This window comes from Pseudomonas frederiksbergensis (genome assembly GCF_001952935.1).
Classification (GTDB): domain Bacteria; phylum Pseudomonadota; class Gammaproteobacteria; order Pseudomonadales; family Pseudomonadaceae; genus Aquipseudomonas; species Aquipseudomonas frederiksbergensis.
In genome coordinates this window covers 2,350,513-2,366,492 of sequence record NZ_CP018319.1, presented here as the reverse complement: position 1 = coordinate 2,366,492, position 15,980 = coordinate 2,350,513, and the positions used below count along the sequence as shown (strand labels likewise).

15 protein-coding genes are annotated in these 15,980 nt (G+C 60.7%); 6 read left to right on the top strand and 9 right to left on the bottom strand.

The window, feature by feature from the left end; all coding sequences use genetic code 11:
* Positions 1-10: 10 nt before the first annotated feature.
* Positions 11-898, top strand: a complete 888-nt coding sequence (locus PFAS1_RS10950; protein WP_074872229.1) for a lysophospholipid acyltransferase — start codon at positions 11-13, stop codon at positions 896-898.
* 24 nt (positions 899-922) lie between these two features.
* On the opposite strand, the gene PFAS1_RS10945 is transcribed toward PFAS1_RS10950, so the two are convergent.
* The 5 genes from PFAS1_RS10945 to def all read right to left on the bottom strand — a co-directional run bounded on the left by PFAS1_RS10945 (position 923) and on the right by def (position 5,597).
* Positions 923-1,237, bottom strand: a complete 315-nt coding sequence (locus PFAS1_RS10945; RefSeq protein WP_076029173.1) for a tetratricopeptide repeat protein — start codon at positions 1,235-1,237, stop codon at positions 923-925.
* A 134-nt stretch (positions 1,238-1,371) separates the two neighbouring features.
* Positions 1,372-2,745, bottom strand: a complete 1,374-nt coding sequence (trkA, locus tag PFAS1_RS10940) for a Trk system potassium transporter TrkA (RefSeq protein ID WP_076029172.1) — start codon at positions 2,743-2,745, stop codon at positions 1,372-1,374.
* 21 nt (positions 2,746-2,766) lie between these two features.
* Positions 2,767-4,077, bottom strand: a complete 1,311-nt coding sequence (gene rsmB, locus PFAS1_RS10935) for a 16S rRNA (cytosine(967)-C(5))-methyltransferase RsmB (protein ID WP_074872234.1) — start codon at positions 4,075-4,077, stop codon at positions 2,767-2,769.
* On the bottom strand, positions 4,074-5,033 hold the full coding sequence (gene fmt, locus PFAS1_RS10930; RefSeq protein WP_076029171.1) for a methionyl-tRNA formyltransferase: 960 nt from the start codon (positions 5,031-5,033) through the stop codon (positions 4,074-4,076). The genes rsmB and fmt overlap by 4 nt, the downstream gene beginning before the upstream one ends.
* A gap of 57 nt (positions 5,034-5,090) precedes the next feature.
* Complete coding sequence (def, locus tag PFAS1_RS10925; RefSeq protein WP_074872237.1) at positions 5,091-5,597, bottom strand: peptide deformylase; 507 nt, start codon at positions 5,595-5,597, stop codon at positions 5,091-5,093.
* A gap of 170 nt (positions 5,598-5,767) precedes the next feature.
* Here def and PFAS1_RS10920 point away from each other — a divergent pair, with 170 nt between their 5' ends.
* From PFAS1_RS10920 to tsaC, 3 genes are all read left to right on the top strand, one after another.
* Positions 5,768-6,793 carry a LysM peptidoglycan-binding domain-containing protein gene (locus PFAS1_RS10920; protein WP_076029170.1) on the top strand — a complete coding sequence of 342 codons (1,026 nt, stop codon included), beginning with the start codon at positions 5,768-5,770 and terminating at the stop codon, positions 6,791-6,793.
* Positions 6,794-6,872: 79 nt separating this feature from the next.
* Positions 6,873-7,973, top strand: a complete 1,101-nt coding sequence (dprA, locus tag PFAS1_RS10915; protein ID WP_076029169.1) for a DNA-processing protein DprA — start codon at positions 6,873-6,875, stop codon at positions 7,971-7,973.
* Between the two features lie 54 nt (positions 7,974-8,027).
* Complete coding sequence (gene tsaC / locus PFAS1_RS10910) at positions 8,028-8,585, top strand: L-threonylcarbamoyladenylate synthase type 1 TsaC (RefSeq protein WP_076029168.1); 558 nt, start codon at positions 8,028-8,030, stop codon at positions 8,583-8,585.
* 98 nt (positions 8,586-8,683) lie between these two features.
* Here the strand turns inward: tsaC and PFAS1_RS10905 are convergent, their stop codons facing one another.
* Complete coding sequence (locus PFAS1_RS10905; protein WP_076029167.1) at positions 8,684-9,661, bottom strand: NADPH:quinone reductase; 978 nt, start codon at positions 9,659-9,661, stop codon at positions 8,684-8,686.
* Between the two features lie 178 nt (positions 9,662-9,839).
* Between PFAS1_RS10905 and hemF the strand changes: the two genes are divergently transcribed.
* The gene (gene hemF, locus PFAS1_RS10900) at positions 9,840-10,754 is read left to right on the top strand and encodes an oxygen-dependent coproporphyrinogen oxidase (protein ID WP_008155665.1); all 915 of its coding nucleotides are present in this window, start codon (positions 9,840-9,842) and stop codon (positions 10,752-10,754) included.
* A 13-nt stretch (positions 10,755-10,767) separates the two neighbouring features.
* Positions 10,768-11,589, top strand: coding sequence for a shikimate dehydrogenase (gene aroE / locus PFAS1_RS10895; protein ID WP_076029166.1), 822 nt, complete (start codon positions 10,768-10,770; stop codon positions 11,587-11,589).
* A 143-nt stretch (positions 11,590-11,732) separates the two neighbouring features.
* On the opposite strand, the gene PFAS1_RS10890 is transcribed toward aroE, so the two are convergent.
* From PFAS1_RS10890 to betC, 3 genes are all read right to left on the bottom strand, one after another.
* On the bottom strand, positions 11,733-13,301 hold the full coding sequence (locus PFAS1_RS10890) for a SulP family inorganic anion transporter (RefSeq protein WP_076029165.1): 1,569 nt from the start codon (positions 13,299-13,301) through the stop codon (positions 11,733-11,735).
* 171 nt (positions 13,302-13,472) lie between these two features.
* Positions 13,473-14,393, bottom strand: coding sequence for a choline ABC transporter substrate-binding protein (gene choX / locus PFAS1_RS10885; RefSeq protein WP_076029164.1), 921 nt, complete (start codon positions 14,391-14,393; stop codon positions 13,473-13,475).
* 16 nt (positions 14,394-14,409) lie between these two features.
* Complete coding sequence (gene betC, locus PFAS1_RS10880; protein WP_076029163.1) at positions 14,410-15,924, bottom strand: choline-sulfatase; 1,515 nt, start codon at positions 15,922-15,924, stop codon at positions 14,410-14,412.
* Between the last annotated feature and the right edge of the window lie 56 nt (positions 15,925-15,980).

The following is a 15,980-nucleotide window of genomic DNA, read 5'->3' as shown; positions in this document are numbered from 1 at the left end:
GGAGTGACCTGTGGATAAGTTGAAAGGCGCCTTGCTGGTAGGCGCTCTGCGGTTGTTTGCCTTGCTTCCGTGGCGGGCAGTACAAGCCGTGGGCTCGGTCATCGGCTGGGTCATGTGGAAAACCCCGAACCGTTCCCGCGATGTGGTGCGGATCAATCTCGCCAAGTGTTTCCCGGACATGGACCCGGCCGAGCGTGAGCGTCTGGTCGGCCAGAGCCTGAAAGACATCGGCAAATCCCTGACCGAAAGCGCCTGTGCCTGGATCTGGCCGGCCCAGCGCTCCATCGACCTGGTGCGTGAAGTCGAAGGGCTCGACGTATTGAAGGATGCCCTCGCCTCCGGCAAAGGTGTCGTCGGCATCACCAGTCACCTGGGCAACTGGGAAGTGTTGAACCACTTCTATTGCAACCAGTGCAAACCGATCATTTTTTATCGTCCGCCAAAGCTGAAGGCTGTGGATGATTTGCTGCGCAAGCAGCGGGTGCAATTGGGCAACCGGGTGGCCGCTTCCACCAAGGAAGGCATCCTCAGCGTCATCAAGGAAGTGCGTAAGGGGGGGGCAGTGGGCATTCCCGCTGACCCGGAACCGGCAGAATCCGCTGGGATCTTCGTGCCGTTCTTCGCCACTCAGGCGCTGACCAGTAAATTCGTACCGAACATGCTCGCCGGTGGCAAAGCGGTCGGCGTGTTCCTGCATGCCCTGCGGTTGCCGGACGGTTCGGGTTACAAAGTGATTCTCGAAGCCGCGCCAGAGGCCATGTACAGCACCGATACCGAAACGTCCTGCGCGGCCATGAGCCAAGTGGTCGAGCGCTATGTGCGGGCGTATCCGAGCCAGTACATGTGGAGCATGAAGCGCTTCAAGAAGCGGCCGCCGGGTGAAGAACGCTGGTACTGATGCTGCTGTGGATAATCCCCTTGATCAGTGCGCCTGCCGCTCAAGCTTCTTCAGAAACACGGTCATTTCCTTTTCGGCCTGCTTGTCGCCATGGGCGCGAGCAGCGTCCAGGCCCTGTTCCCACGCCTGACGTGCGGACGCGAAATCCTTCAGCCCCAGATGCGCCTTGCCCAATAGCTTCCACGCTGCCGAATATTTCGGATCGAATTCGACGCAGCGCTGGAAATGCTCTGCAGCCTTGGCGTTTTCCCCAAGATCCAGATAACCCTTGCCCAGGCCGAAGCGCAGCAATGAGTTATCCACACCCTTGGCGAGCATTTTTTCCAGGGATTCGATCATTGGTATTTCCCCTCAGTCAGTGATCGTTCCCACGCTTCGCGTGGGAATGCAGCCCGGGACGCTCCGCGTCCCATCTGAAGCCGAACGCGGAGCGTCCGTTGAGGCATTCCCACGCAGAGCGTGGGAACGATCAGTTAGAAGAAGCTCAACCCCACATGGAACAGCTTTTCCACATCCCGAATATGCTTTTTATCCACAAGGAACAGAATCACGTGGTCGCCGGCTTCGATCACCGTGTTGTCGTGGGCAATGATCACTTCTTCGTCGCGGATAATTGCGCCGATGGTGGTGCCCGGCGGCAGGCCGATGTTCTCGATGGCCTTGCCGATCACCTTGCTCGACCTCTCATCACCGTGGGCAATCGCCTCGATGGCTTCCGCCGCGCCGCGGCGCAATGAGTGCACGCTGACGATATCGCCGCGACGCACGTGGGCCAGCAAGGTGCCGATGGTCGCCAATTGCGGGCTGATGGCGATGTCGATGTCGCCACCCTGGATCAGGTCGACGTAGGCCGGGTTGTTGATGATGGTCATCACCTTCTTCGCACCCAGGCGCTTGGCCAGTAGCGAAGACATGATGTTGGCTTCGTCGTCGTTGGTCAGTGCCAGGAAGATATCGGCGTCGGCGATGTTCTCCTCGATCAGCAAGTCGCGGTCGGAGGCACTGCCCTGCAACACCACGGTGCTGTCGAGGGTGTCCGAGAGATGACGGCAGCGCGCCGGGTTCATCTCGATGATCTTCACTTGGTAACGGCTTTCGATGGCCTCGGCCAGACGTTCACCGATCTGCCCGCCGCCAGCGATGACGATGCGCTTGTAGCTCTCGTCGAGACGGCGCATTTCGCTCATCACGGCGCGAATATTCGCCTTGGCGGCGATGAAAAAGACTTCGTCGTCTGCCTCGATCACCGTATCGCCCTGCGGCAGGATCGGCCGATCACGCCGGAAAATCGCCGCCACACGGGTTTCGACATTCGGCATGTGCTCACGCAACTGACGCAGTTGCTGACCCACCAGCGGGCCGCCGTAGTACGCCTTGACCGCCACCAATTGGGCTTTGCCTTCGGCGAAGTCGATCACCTGCAAGGCGCCCGGATGCTGGATCAGGCGCTTGATGTAATTGGTGACCACTTGCTCCGGGCTGATCAGCACGTCCACCGGAATCGCTTCGTTGTCGAACAGCTCGGAACGAGTCAGGTACGCGGCTTCACGAACCCGGGCGATTTTGGTCGGGGTGTGGAACAGGGTGTGGGCAACCTGGCAGGCCACCATATTGGTTTCGTCGCTGTTGGTTACCGCCACCAGCATGTCGGCGTCGTCCGCGCCGGCCTGACGCAGCACCGTCGGCAACGAGCCGCGGCCCTGCACGGTGCGGATGTCCAGCCGATCGCCGAGGTCGCGCAGGCGTTCGCCGTCGGTGTCGACCACAGTGATGTCATTGGCCTCGCTGGCCAAGTGTTCTGCCAGCGAACCGCCGACCTGCCCTGCGCCGAGGATGATGATTTTCATCCAGTCACTCCTTAAAACCCATTAACCGCGTGCGGCGGCGATCTTGATCAACTTGGCGTAGTAGAACCCGTCATGGCCGCCGTCCTGGGCCAGCAATTGGCGACCGTGAGGTTGCTTGATGCCGGCCTGAGTCGCGAGGTCCAGTTCACGGGCGCCCGGCGTGCGAGCGAGGAAGGCCTCGATGACTTCGGTGTTCTCGGTCGGCAGCGTCGAGCAGGTGGCGTAAAGCAGAACACCGCCTACTTCCAGAGTTATCCACATAGCGTCCAGCAGCTCGCCTTGAAGCACCGCCAGAGCAGCGATGTCGTCTGGTTGGCGAGTCAGCTTGATGTCCGGGTGACGACGAATGACACCGGTGGCCGAGCATGGCGCGTCCAGCAGAATGCGCTGGAACGGTTTGCCGTCCCACCAGGTGGCGGTATCGCGGCCGTCGGCGGCGATCAGTTCGGCGCTCAGGCCCAGGCGTGCGAGGTTTTCCCGCACTCGCACCAGACGCTTGGCTTCCAGGTCCACCGCCACCACGCCCGCGAGTGCCGGCTCGGCTTCAAGAATGTGGCAGGTCTTGCCGCCCGGTGCGCAGCAGGCGTCCAGCACCCGCTGGCCCGGTGCCAGGTCGAGCAGATCGGCGGCCAGTTGCGCGGCTTCGTCCTGCACGCTGATCCAGCCTTCGGCGAACCCCGGCAAACTGCGCACGTCGGAAGCGGTGTCGAGAATGATGCCGTCCCGACTGTAAACACACGGCGTGGCGGCAATGCCGGCGTCGGTCAGCAACCCGAGGTAAGCATCGCGGCTGTGATGCCGACGGTTGACCCGCAGGATCATCGGCGGATGCGCGTTGTTCGCCGCGCAAATGGCTTCCCACTGTTCAGGCCAGAACGCCTTGAGTGATTTTTGCAGCCAGCGCGGGTGGGCAGTGCGCACCACCGGATCGTGTTCCAGCTCGGCCAGCAGCGCTTCGCTTTCACGCTGGGCGCGGCGTAGCACGGCATTGAGCAAGGCCTTGGCCCAGGGCTTTTTCAGCTTGTCGGCGCAACCCACGGTTTCACCGATGGCGGCATGGGCCGGAACCCGTGTGTAGAGCAACTGGTACAGACCGACCAGCAACAGCGCTTCGACATCGGCGTCGGCTGCCTTGAACGGCTTCTGTAGCAACTTGGCCGCCAACGCCGACAAACGCGGCTGCCAACGCGCGGTGCCGAACGCCAGGTCCTGGGTGAAGCCGCGGTCGCGATCTTCGACCTTGTCCATTTGTGTTGGCAGGGAACTGTTGAGTGAGGCTTTTCCGTTAAGAACAGCAGCAAGTGCCTTGGCGGCGGCCAGACGTGGATTCATTGAGCGTCCGCCGCTTGACCGAGGACGGTGCCGACGGCGAATTTCTCACGACGGCTGTTGAACAAGTCGCTGAAGTTCAGCGCCTTGCCGCCGGGCAATTGCAGACGAGTCAGACACAGGCCTTGTTCACCGCAGGCGACGATCAAACCATCCTTGCTGGCGCCGAGTACTTCACCGGGAGCGCCCTGCCCTTCAACGAGGCTGGCGGCCAGTACCTTCAAGGCTTCGCCATTCAGCGTGCTGTGGCAGATCGGCCAGGGGTTGAAGGCGCGAACCAGGCGTTCCAGCTCAACCGCCGGACGGCTCCAGTCGATGCGCGCTTCGTCTTTGTTCAATTTGTGCGCATAAGTGGCGAGGCTGTCGTCCTGGACTTCGCCTTCCAAAGTACCCGCGGCGAGGCCGGCGATCGCCTGAATTACCGCTGGCGGACCCATTTCCGCCAGACGGTCGTGGAGGCTGCCGCCAGTATCTACCGCGGTAATCGGCGTGGTGACTTTGAGCAGCATCGGCCCGGTGTCGAGGCCCAGTTCCATGCGCATCACGGTCACACCGCTTTCGCTGTCGCCTGCTTCAACGGCGCGCTGGATCGGCGCCGCACCGCGCCAGCGTGGCAGCAGCGAGGCGTGGCTGTTGATGCAGCCCAAACGCGGAATATCCAGCACCACTTGCGGCAGGATCAGGCCGTAGGCAACCACGACCAGCAAGTCCGGCTTGAGCGCGGCCAATTCAGCCTGAGCGTCTTCGTTGCGCAGGGTTGGCGGTTGCAGCACCGGGATGTTGTTTTCCAGAGCCAACTGCTTGACCGGACTTGGCATCAACTTTTGCCCGCGACCCGCCGGACGGTCCGGTTGGGTGTAGACCGCGACGATCTCGTAAGGGCTGTCGAGCAGGGCCTTGAGGTGTTCGGCGGCGAATTCCGGGGTGCCGGCAAAGACGATGCGCAGTGGCTCAGTCATTCAAAAGGTCTCGCAAAAGAAAAAGGCTTGCCGCAGCAAGCCTTTGAAAGGAGGGCATCAAGCGTTCTGGCGATGGAGCTTTTCCAGTTTCTTCTTGATTCGGTCGCGTTTGAGATTGGACAGGTAGTCGACGAACAATTTGCCATTCAGGTGGTCGCATTCATGCTGGATGCACACGGCGAGCAGGCCTTCGGCGATCAGTTCGTAAGGCTGGCCGTCGCGGTCCAGGGCCTTGATCCTGACCTTCTGTGGGCGATCTACGTTTTCGTAGAAGCCTGGCACCGAGAGGCAGCCTTCCTGGTATTGCTCCATCTCGTCGGTCAGGGTTTCGAACTCGGGGTTGATGAACACCCGTGGTTCGCTGCGGTCTTCGGAGAGGTCCATCACGACGATACGTTTGTGCACGTTGACCTGGGTCGCGGCGAGGCCGATGCCTGGCGCTTCATACATTGTTTCAAACATGTCATCGACCAACTGGCGCACTTCGTCGTCCACTACGGCCACTGGTTTGGCGATAGTGCGCAGGCGCGAATCGGGGAATTCGAGGATGTCTAAAATGGCCATAAGCTCAATTGCTGCACATGTGAGGTAATGTCGGGTCGATGGCCTGGCGGGTCCGAAGATGCAGGCTACCGTTGTAAAACGTAGCTCCTTCTCTTTTGGTAAAGGGTCAGGAGCGAGCCACGAGGGCTCTGGCGTTCTACGCGAATGCACATAATAAAGGGATTCACCGCATGAGGAAATCACTACTCGCCTTGCTCCTTCTGGCCTCGGCCGGTTTTGCGCACGGGCAAGTGCAACTCAAGGAAGGTTTTCCACAGCAATACACCGTGGTACCCGGTGACACACTCTGGGACATATCCGGGAAATACCTTCGTGAGCCGTGGAAATGGCCGGAGCTCTGGCAGGCGAATCCACAGATCGAAAACCCCAATCTCATCTACCCCGGCGACTCACTGTCGTTGGTCTATGTCAACGGGCAGCCGCGTCTGACCCTCAACCGCGGCGCTTCCCGGGGCACCATCAAGCTGTCGCCACGCATCCGCAGCAGCCCGGTTGCCGATGCGATCCCGAGCATTCCACTGCAATCGATCAACAGCTTTCTGCTGAGCAACCGCATCGTCGACAAGGTCGAGGATTTCGACAAGGCGCCTTACATCGTCGCCGGCGATGCCGAACGCGTACTCAGTGGCACCGGTGACCGAATCTTCGCTCGCGGCCATTTCGATCTGGCTCAACCGGTTTACGGCATCTTCCGTCAGGGCAAGGTCTATACCGATCCTGACACTAAGGAATTTTTGGGGATCAATGCCGACGACATCGGCGGTGGCGAAATTGTGGCCACCGAAGGCGACGTTGCTACCCTGGCGCTGCAACGCACCACTCAGGAAGTTCGCCTCGGCGATCGCTTGTTCAGCGGTGAAGAGCGCTCCATCAACTCGGCCTTCATGCCCAGTGCGCCAAAAACCGAGATCAATGGGCTGATCATCGACGTGCCGCGCGGGGTTACCCAAATTGGCGCGCTGGATGTGGTCACGCTGAACAAGGGTCAGCGCGATGGCCTGGTCGAAGGCAACGTCTTGGTGGTGATGAAGACCGGCGAGACCGTGCGGGACCGGATAACCGGTCAGCCACTGAAAATCCCGGATGAGCGCGCCGGTCTGCTGATGGTTTTCCGCACCTACGACAAGCTCAGCTACGGGCTGGTGCTCAATGCATCACGCTCCCTGGCGGTGCTGGACAAGGTGCGAAATCCTTAACAGGCTCCACAAGTTACCAACAGAGTTATCCACAGCTTACTCCCGTTTGAACGGGGCTCATAACGATCAAGGATGATCCATGTCGCTGTCTGCTTTTGCACCGGTTTCCCCTGCGGAACTGGAAGCTCGTTTACGCTTGCATCGCCTGCCGGAACTCGGTCCTGTGCGATTCAAGAAATTGCTTGAGGCCTTCGGCTCGGCGTCCAAGGCTATCAGCGCGCCGGCCAGTGCCTGGCGTTCGCTGGGTTTGCCCCTCGCTTGCGCGGAGGCCAGGCGCTCCAGTGAAATCCGTGATGGCGCGAGCCATGCATTGGCCTGGTTAGAGCGCCAGGGCCAGCATTTATTGATGTGGGACCAACCTGACTACCCGGCACTGCTGGCGGAAATCAGTGATGCGCCGCCACTGTTATTCGTGGCGGGCGATCCCGGCATTCTGGAAAAGCCGCAACTGGCGATGGTCGGCAGTCGTCGCGCTTCGCGGCCGGGCATGGACACCGCAGCGGCTTTTTCCCGCAGTCTGGCCGGCGCCGGTTTTGTCATTACCAGTGGTCTGGCGCTGGGCATTGATGCCGCCGCCCATCAAGCCGCTTTGGACGTGGGCGGGCGAACGGTCGGTGTACTTGGCACGGGACTTGAAAAGTTTTATCCACAGCGCAATCGACGGCTGGCAGACGCCATGATCGCCTCGGGCAGCGCAGTGCTTTCGGAGTTCCCGCTGGACGCCGGGCCGACCGCCAGTAACTTCCCCCGGCGCAATCGGATCATCAGCGGTTTATCCCTGGGCGTACTGGTGGTCGAGGCGAGTGTCGCCAGCGGTTCGTTGATCACCGCGAGGCTGGCGGCGGAACAAGGGCGCGAGGTGTATGCGATCCCAGGGTCGATTCATCACCCGGGCGCAAAGGGGTGTCATCAGCTGATTCGCGACGGCGCGGTGCTGGTGGAAACCATCGAGCATATCCTTGAAGCATTGCGCGGCTGGCAGCATTTGCCGTTATCCACAGCGACACCTGCGGTGACACATCCGTTGCTCGTGCTGCTGCATGCCGCGCCTCACACCAGTGAAGCGTTGTCCGTCACCAGCGGCTGGGCCTTGCCAAAAGTGCTGGCAGCGCTGACGGAGCTGGAAATGGACGGCCGGGCGGTCTGCGAAAGCGGGCGCTGGTTTGCGCGGGTGAGCTAGGTTTTATAAGGAAGATCGGTAAACTGCGCAGAGCCTTATTCCGGAGAGTTTTTCATGGTCAACAGTTGGCGTGTGCAACAAGCCGCACGAGCCATTCGCGCAGGCGCGGTGATTGCCTACCCAACCGAAGCGGTCTGGGGTCTGGGTTGCGACCCGTGGGACGAAGAGGCGGTCTATCGTCTGCTGGCGATCAAGGGGCGGTCGGTGGAAAAAGGGTTGATCCTGGTGGCCGACAACATTCGCCAGTTCGACTTCCTCTTCGAAGACTTTCCTGAATTGTGGATGGATCGCATGGCCAGCACCTGGCCAGGGCCGAACACCTGGCTGGTGCCGCATCAGAATATGTTGCCCCAGTGGATTACCGGCGTGCATGAAACGGTGGCATTGCGGGTCAGCGATCATCCGTTGGTACGGGATTTGTGCGCGGTAGTTGGGCCGTTGGTTTCAACGTCGGCCAACCCGCAGGGCCAACTGGCGGCGCGGACGCGGATTCGCGTCGAGCAGTATTTCCGTGGGCAGGTCGATTACGTGTTGGGTGGGAATCTGGGTGGGCGCAAGAATCCGAGCGTGATTCGCGATCTGGCGACGGGCAACGTCATCCGCCCGGATTAAGACCGAGGTGCGGCTATTCGCGAGCAAGCCCGCTCCCACAGGGTATTGGTGATCGACACCTAACCAATGTGGGAGCGGGCTTGCTCGCGAAGAGGCCCTCAGGGCACCAAAACAGTCGAGCCAGTCGTACGTCGCGCCGACAACTCGGTCTGCGCCTTCGCCGCTTCGGCCAATGGGTACTTCTGGCTGATGTCCACTTTCAGCTTGCCGCTGGTAATCATCTCAAACAGCTCATCCGCCATACGCTGCAGGTTTTCAGCATTGTTGGCGTAAGTCGCCAGGGTCGGGCGGGTCACGTACAGCGAACCCTTCGCCGACAGAATGCCCAGGTTCACCCCGTCTACCGCACCCGACGCGTTGCCGAAGCTCACCACCAGGCCGCGAGGCGCCGCGCTATCAAGCGAAGTCAGCCAGGTGTCTTTGCCCACGCCGTCGTACACCACCGGGACTTTTTTCCCGTCAGTCAATTCCAGTACGCGTTGTGCGACGTTTTCATGGCTGTAATCGATGGTCGCCCAAGCGCCGTTGGCCTTCGCCAGTGCGGCTTTTTCCGGTGAGCTGACCGTGCCGATCAACTTCACGCCCAAGGCCTTGGCCCATTGGCAAGCCAGGGAGCCGACGCCACCGGCCGCGGCGTGGAACAGGATGGTTTCGCCACCCTTGAGTTCATACGTCTGACGCAGCAGGTACTGCACGGTCAGGCCCTTGAGCATGACCCCGGCGGCCTGTTCGAAGCTGATCGCGTCCGGCAAGTGCACCAGATTGGCTTCCGGCAACACGTGAACATCGCTATAGGCGCCTAACGGACCGCTGCCGTACGCCACGCGATCTCCCACTTTGAACCGGGTGACTTCACTGCCCACCGCCTCGACCACGCCCGCACCTTCCGAGCCCACACCCGATGGCAGGGCCGGCGGTGCATAGAGACCGCTGCGGTAATAAGTGTCGATGAAATTCAGGCCGATGGCCTTGTTGGTCACGCGAACCTGCTGCGGGCCGGGTTCGGCGGGTTGGTAATCGACATACTCGAGTACGTCGGGGCCGCCATGGGCGCGGAACTGGATACGCTTAGCCATCAGAACTCTCCTTAGGTCTTGGCTACTGGAGTTGTAGCGCGAAGCTCCCTATCGAACTCCCATGCTTGATCTTCGTCAACTGTGGCAGGCCCATCTGCGATGTTATGCTACGCGCCCATTTGCGCCGGCCCCGCTCCCATGGAGCGCCGCGTAGCTTTGCCCGATTCAAGGTGATGACATGACGACCCGCACCGAGGCCGTAAAAGCCTACCTGCTCGACCTGCAAGACCGCATTTGCGCGGCCCTCGAAGCTGAAGACGGCGGCACGCAGTTCGTCGAAGACGCCTGGACCCGGCCTGCCGGCGGTGGCGGTCGCACCCGGGTGATCGAAAACGGCGCGGTCATCGAAAAGGGCGGCGTCAACTTTTCCCACGTCTTCGGCAGCGGCCTCCCACCGTCCGCCAGCGCTCATCGACCAGAACTGGCCGGCCGTGGCTTCGAAGCCCTTGGCGTGTCTTTGGTGATTCACCCGCACAACCCGCATGTGCCGACGTCCCACGCCAACGTGCGCTTTTTCATCGCTGAAAAAGAAGGCGAAGAACCGGTGTGGTGGTTCGGCGGTGGCTTCGACCTGACCCCTTACTACGGCAATGAAGAAGACTGCGTGCATTGGCACCGTGTCGCCGAGCAGGCCTGTGCGCCGTTCGGTCCGGACGTGTACTCGCGGTACAAGGCCTGGTGCGACAGCTATTTCCACATCAAGCATCGCCACGAGCCACGCGGTATCGGCGGGCTGTTCTTTGATGATTTGAACGAGTGGGACTTCGACACCAGTTTCGCCTTCATGCGTGCCATCGGTGACGCGTTCATCGACGCTTACCTGCCGATCGTGCAGCGCCGCAAAAACGATGCGTTTACCGCCAAACAGCGTGAGTTCCAGGAATTCCGCCGTGGGCGCTACGTTGAATTCAACCTGGTCTACGATCGTGGCACGCTGTTCGGTCTGCAATCGGGCGGGCGCACCGAGTCGATCCTGATGTCCCTGCCGCCGCAAGTACGCTGGAGTTACGATTGGAAAGCCGAGCCGGGCAGCGAAGAAGCGCGGCTGACCGAGTACTTCCTGCAAGACCGCGATTGGTTGGCCAAGGCCTGAACGAGGAATCCTGATGGACCGTTACGTCGTATTCGGTAACCCGATTGGCCACAGCAAGTCGCCGCTGATCCACCGTCTGTTCGCCGAGCAGACGGCTCAGAAACTGGACTACAGCACGTTGCTGGCGCCCCTCGACGATTTTTCCACCTGCGCCCGGACGTTTTTCCTCGAAGGCCGCGGGGCGAATGTGACAGTGCCGTTCAAGGAAGAGGCCTATCGTCTGGCGAACAGTCTGACGGCGCGGGCGCAACGCGCCGGTGCGGTGAATACCCTGAGCAAACTCGCTGATGGCGGCCTGCTGGGTGACAACACCGATGGCGCCGGGCTGGTGCGGGACCTGACGGTCAACGCCGGTTTCAGCCTCAAGGGCAAACGCATCCTCCTGCTTGGTGCCGGTGGCGCGGTGCGCGGCGCGCTGGAGCCGCTGCTGGCCGAGCAACCCGCCTCGGTGATCATCGCCAACCGCACGGTGGAAAAAGCCGAACTGTTGGCGGAATTATTCGCGGACCTGGGGCCGGTGTCGGCCAGTGGTTTTGATTGGTTGAAGGAGTCGGTGGACCTGATCATCAATGCGACGTCCGCCAGCCTGTCAGGGGATGTACCGCCGATTGCCAGCAGTTTGATCGAGCCGGGCAAAACGGTGTGCTACGACATGATGTACGGCAAGGAGCCGACCTCGTTCTGCCGTTGGGCCAGTGAACATGGCGCGGCGGTGTCGATGGATGGCTTGGGGATGCTCGCTGAACAAGCGGCAGAAGCCTTCTTCCTGTGGCGCGGTGTGCGCCCGGACACGGCGCCGGTGCTGGCCGAACTTCGCCGCCAACTCGCGCTGTAATTCTTTGTGGCGAGGGAGCTTGCTCCCGCTGGGTTGCGTAGCGACCCTAAAAATCTGCGGGCGCTTCGCACTGGTGCGCCAGCCCGGCCGAGCGGGAGCAAGCTCCCTCGCCACAGGAATTGGTGTTTTAGCCAAGGATGTGTTTAATCTTCAAACCGAATCGGGCACTTCTCCGCCCCTTCCAGCTTCCGCAATTCCTCCACCACCTGCGGCCGCGCGCGCCGCAGGGTCAGGCTGCGATCCTGGCGCAGTAGCCGCCGCGCCTCCTGATGCAGCATCTCCACGCCTGAATAATCGATGAAGTTGATCTGCTGCGCTTCGATCACCACGCGCGCGCCGTGCATCCGTTGCAGGCGTACTTGCAGGTAATGACTGGCGCCGAAAAAGATCGAACCGCCCACCCGCAGAATGTCTTCATCCCCATCCTGCCAATGCTGGACTCGCGGTTGCGAGGTGCGTTTGAGGTAGAAGAACAGCGAAGCCAGCACCCCGGCGTAGATCGCGGTCTGCAATTCCAGCAGCAGCGTGGCGACGCAGGTCAGCGCCATGACCAGGAACTCGGCGCGACTGACCCGCAACAACGCGCGAATGCCGCGATGATCCACCAGCCCCCAGGCGATCAACAAAATGCTGCCGGCCATGGCCGGGATCGGAATGTGCGCGATCAAATTCGCGCCGAAGATGGCGAACAGCGCCACCCACACCGCCGAAAAAACACCGGCCATCGGCGAGCAGGCGCCTGCTTCGTAGCTCAGGCCGGAGCGGGTGAAGGAACCGGCTGACAGCGATCCGGAAAAAAACGCTCCGACCATGTTCGATAAACCCTGGGCGCGGACTTCTTGGTTGGCGTCGAGCAACTGCTGGGAGCGGGCCGACAAGGAGCGGGCAATCGACAAACTGGTGACCAGCCCGAGCATGCCCACCGCCACTGCACTGGGTAGCAAACGCAGAATCAGCTCCAGATCCAGCGGCAACGGGCTGAAGGGCGGCAGTCGCCCGACAAATGCGCTGACCAATTGCACATGGCCGAACATCGATGGCCAAAGCCAGACCAGCAATCCGCTCAGCACCAGGGTGATCAATAGCGTCGGCCAGCGCGGCAGGAGCAATTTGAGGATGACGCCGACGACGACCGTCGCCAGGCCCAGCATCAGCGACGGTTTGTCCACTTCGCCGAGGTGACTGAAGAGCGTCACCAAGCTGTTCAGCGCTGTGGCCTGGTTGGGCAAATCCAGCCCCAGCAGATTCGGCAGTTGGCCGATGGCAATCACCACCGCCGCGCCGAGGGTGAAACCCAGCACCACCGAGTGCGAGACGAAATTGACCAAGGCGCCGAAGCGCAGCAAACCGAGCAACCACTGGAAAATGCCGGCAAGCAGCGTCAGCAACAGGATCAGGGTGACGTAGTCCTCTGACGCCGGAACGGCCAGAGGACTGACGCTGGCGTACAAGACGATAGAAATCGCCGCCGTAGGACCGCAGATCAAGTGCCACGAAGAACCCCAGAGACAGGCGATCAGCACTGGGATAATCGCAGCGTACAGGCCGTATTCAGGTGGGAGACCGGCGATCAGCGCGTAGGCAATGGATTGCGGCAACGCAAGAATCGCACCGCTGAGACCGACAATCAGGTCACGACCGACACTGGCGCGGGTTTGCCGAGGCATCCAGCTGAGGAAGGGGAAGAGCGAATGGCGGCTTGGAAAGGCCATGGGTCCTCTCGGGTGGGATTTTGCGCAAGGGTAGCAGGACTAGCCGTTGATCGTTCCCACGCTCCGCGTGGGAATGCATCCCGTGACGCTCAGCGTCACATTACCGAGCGGACGCGGAGCGTCCATGGCGGCATTCCCACGCAGAGTGTGGGAACGATCGGCGGCAGGGATTCAGAGTTTGGCTTTCACCGCCCCCAGCGCATCCTTCCCATCCACGGTCTTCACCCCATCCAGCCACTTATCCAGCACCGCTGGATTGGCCTTGATCCACGCCTTGGCCGCATCAGCGTTGCTGACCTTCTTGTTCACCACCTCGGCCATGATGCTGTTCTCCATTTCCTGGGTGAAACTGAGGTTGGTGAGCAGTTTGCCGACGTTCGGGCAGGCCTGTGCATAACCTTTGCGGGTCAGGGTGTAAACGCTGCCGGTGTCGCCAAAGTACTTCTCGCCGCCCTTGAGGTAATGCATTTTCAGTTGCACGTTCATCGGGTGCGGGGTCCAGCCGAGGAAGGTCACGAACTTCTGTTTTTTCACCGCGCGAGACACTTCGGCCAGCATGGCCTGCTCGCTGGACTCGACCAGTTTCCACTGGCCCATGTCGAAGTCGTTCTTCTTGATGATTTCCTGCAAGGAGATGTTGGCAGGAGCGCCGGAGCCAATGCCGTAGATTTTCTTGTCGAACTTGTCGGCGTATTTGTTCAGGTCGGAAAAGTTACGCACACCCGCGTCCCAGACGTAATCCGGGACCGCGAGGGTGAATTCGGTGCCGTCGAGGTTCTTCGCCAGTTGCGTGACATCGCCGGTGGCCACGAATTTGTCGTAGAAACCCTGTTGCGCCGGCATCCAGTTACCGAGAAACACGTCGACCTGGCCATCTTTCAAGCCGCCAAAGGTGATCGGCACTGCAAGCGTGTCGACCTTGGCCTTGTAACCCATGCCGTCCAGCAGAAACCCGGTGATGGCGTTGGTGGCGGCAATGTCGCTCCAGCCAGGGTCGGCCATTTTTACCGTCTCGCAACTCTGCTCGGCATACGCCGATGCACTGCCCAGAGCCAGAAGCCCGACCGTCATTGCTGTGGATAACCTACGCATGGCATTCCCCTTAACATTATTGGTTTTGGCAGGGTTGTGGATAACGTGCTTTACGCTCCAGATCGTCGAGGTCGATGTGGTTGCGCATGTACTGTTGACTGGCGTCCACCAGCGGCTGGTGATCCCAGCTCTTCAACTTGCCGATGGTTAATGCCTCGGCGACAAAACGTCGGCGCCGTTGGCTGGCGAGCACCTGTTGATGGATCGTCGGGATATCCCATTTGGCCCGGGCTTCGGCGAGAAATTCATCGAAAAGCGAATGATGTTGTGGCGATTGGCTGAGTTCTTCCAGTTCGCGCGGATCGTTGTGTACGTCGAAGAGTAGGCAAGGGTCGTCTTCGCTGTAGATGAATTTGTAGTTGCCACGGCGAATCATCATCAGCGGGCTGATGGTGCCTTCGGCCATGTACTCGCCGAAGACCTCGTCATGACCGCCCTGCCCTTGCAGGTGCGAGACCAATGAGCGGCCATCCAGTGGCAGACCCGGCTCCAGCGAACCGCCGGCCAGTTCTACGAAGGTCGGCAACAGATCGGCTGTGGACACCGCCGCGCTGACCCGGCCAGCCCCGAACTGCCCCGGCGCACTGATCAACAGCGGCACGCGGGCGGCCATTTCGAACCAGTGCATTTTGTACCAGAGCCCACGCTCGCCGAGCATGTCGCCATGGTCGCCGGAGAAGACGATGATGGTGTCCTCGATCAGGCCGGTTTCCTCGAGTGTTTGCAGGAGTTTGCCGACATTACTGTCTATATAGCTGCACGCACCGAAGTACGCACGGCGCGCATCGCGAATCTTATCCACAGGCAGCGGTTTGTCCCACAGGTCGTAAACCTTGAGTAAACGCTGGGAGTGCGGATCCAGTTCGGTCTGCGCCGGGGTTTCGGGCAACGGGATATCGGCGTCGTCGTACATATCCCAGAAAGCCTTGGGAATGGTGTACGGGTCGTGTGGGTGAGTCATCGAAACGGTCAGGCAAAACGGCTGATCGCCATCCTCGCGGATATGATCGAACAGGTACTGTTGGGCCTTGAACACCACCTCTTCGTCGAAATCCAGCTGATTGGTGCGTACGCACGGCCCGGCCTGCAACACCGATGACATGTTGTGAAACCAGGTTGGACGCACGTCTGGCTCGTCCCAGTTCACAGACCAGCCGTAATCGGCCGGGTAGATGTCGCTGGTCAGGCGTTCTTCATAGCCGTGTAGTTGATCCGGGCCGCAGAAATGCATCTTGCCCGACAGCGCGGTGCGGTAGCCGAGTCGACGCAGGTAGTGGGCATAAGTCGGTACGTCGGCAGGGAAATCGGCCGCGTTGTCGTAGGCGCCGATCTTGCTCGGCAACTGACCGCTGACCAGGGTGAAACGCGACGGCGCGCACAGTGGGCTGTTGCAATACGCGGCGTCGAATACCACGCCTTGGGCGGCGAGGCGGCTGAGATTGGGCAGTTTGATGGGCGAAGGGCCGTAAAACGGCAACATTGGCGCGGCCATCTGATCGGCCATGATGAAAAGAATATTCTTGCGCTTCATGTGATCGCGGCATTCCATAGTGAATATTTATGCGAAAGTGCTGCGATCGAGCATGT

Excerpts from the sequence above, each read along its gene's own strand:
- PFAS1_RS10945 (WP_076029173.1), bottom strand. The coding sequence starts at position 1,237 with ATGATCGAATCCCTGGAAAAAATGCTCGCCAAGGGTGTGGATAACTCA.
- trkA (WP_076029172.1), bottom strand. The coding sequence starts at position 2,745 with ATGAAAATCATCATCCTCGGCGCAGGGCAGGTCGGCGGTTCGCTGGCA.
- rsmB (WP_074872234.1), bottom strand. The coding sequence starts at position 4,077 with ATGAATCCACGTCTGGCCGCCGCCAAGGCACTTGCTGCTGTTCTTAAC.
- fmt (WP_076029171.1), bottom strand. The coding sequence starts at position 5,033 with ATGACTGAGCCACTGCGCATCGTCTTTGCCGGCACCCCGGAATTCGCC.
- def (WP_074872237.1), bottom strand. The coding sequence starts at position 5,597 with ATGGCCATTTTAGACATCCTCGAATTCCCCGATTCGCGCCTGCGCACT.
- PFAS1_RS10920 (WP_076029170.1), top strand. The coding sequence starts at position 5,768 with ATGAGGAAATCACTACTCGCCTTGCTCCTTCTGGCCTCGGCCGGTTTT.
- dprA (WP_076029169.1), top strand. The coding sequence starts at position 6,873 with ATGTCGCTGTCTGCTTTTGCACCGGTTTCCCCTGCGGAACTGGAAGCT.
- tsaC (WP_076029168.1), top strand. The coding sequence starts at position 8,028 with ATGGTCAACAGTTGGCGTGTGCAACAAGCCGCACGAGCCATTCGCGCA.
- PFAS1_RS10905 (WP_076029167.1), bottom strand. The coding sequence starts at position 9,661 with ATGGCTAAGCGTATCCAGTTCCGCGCCCATGGCGGCCCCGACGTACTC.
- hemF (WP_008155665.1), top strand. The coding sequence starts at position 9,840 with ATGACGACCCGCACCGAGGCCGTAAAAGCCTACCTGCTCGACCTGCAA.
- aroE (WP_076029166.1), top strand. The coding sequence starts at position 10,768 with ATGGACCGTTACGTCGTATTCGGTAACCCGATTGGCCACAGCAAGTCG.
- PFAS1_RS10890 (WP_076029165.1), bottom strand. The coding sequence starts at position 13,301 with ATGGCCTTTCCAAGCCGCCATTCGCTCTTCCCCTTCCTCAGCTGGATG.
- choX (WP_076029164.1), bottom strand. The coding sequence starts at position 14,393 with ATGCGTAGGTTATCCACAGCAATGACGGTCGGGCTTCTGGCTCTGGGC.
- betC (WP_076029163.1), bottom strand. The coding sequence starts at position 15,924 with ATGAAGCGCAAGAATATTCTTTTCATCATGGCCGATCAGATGGCCGCG.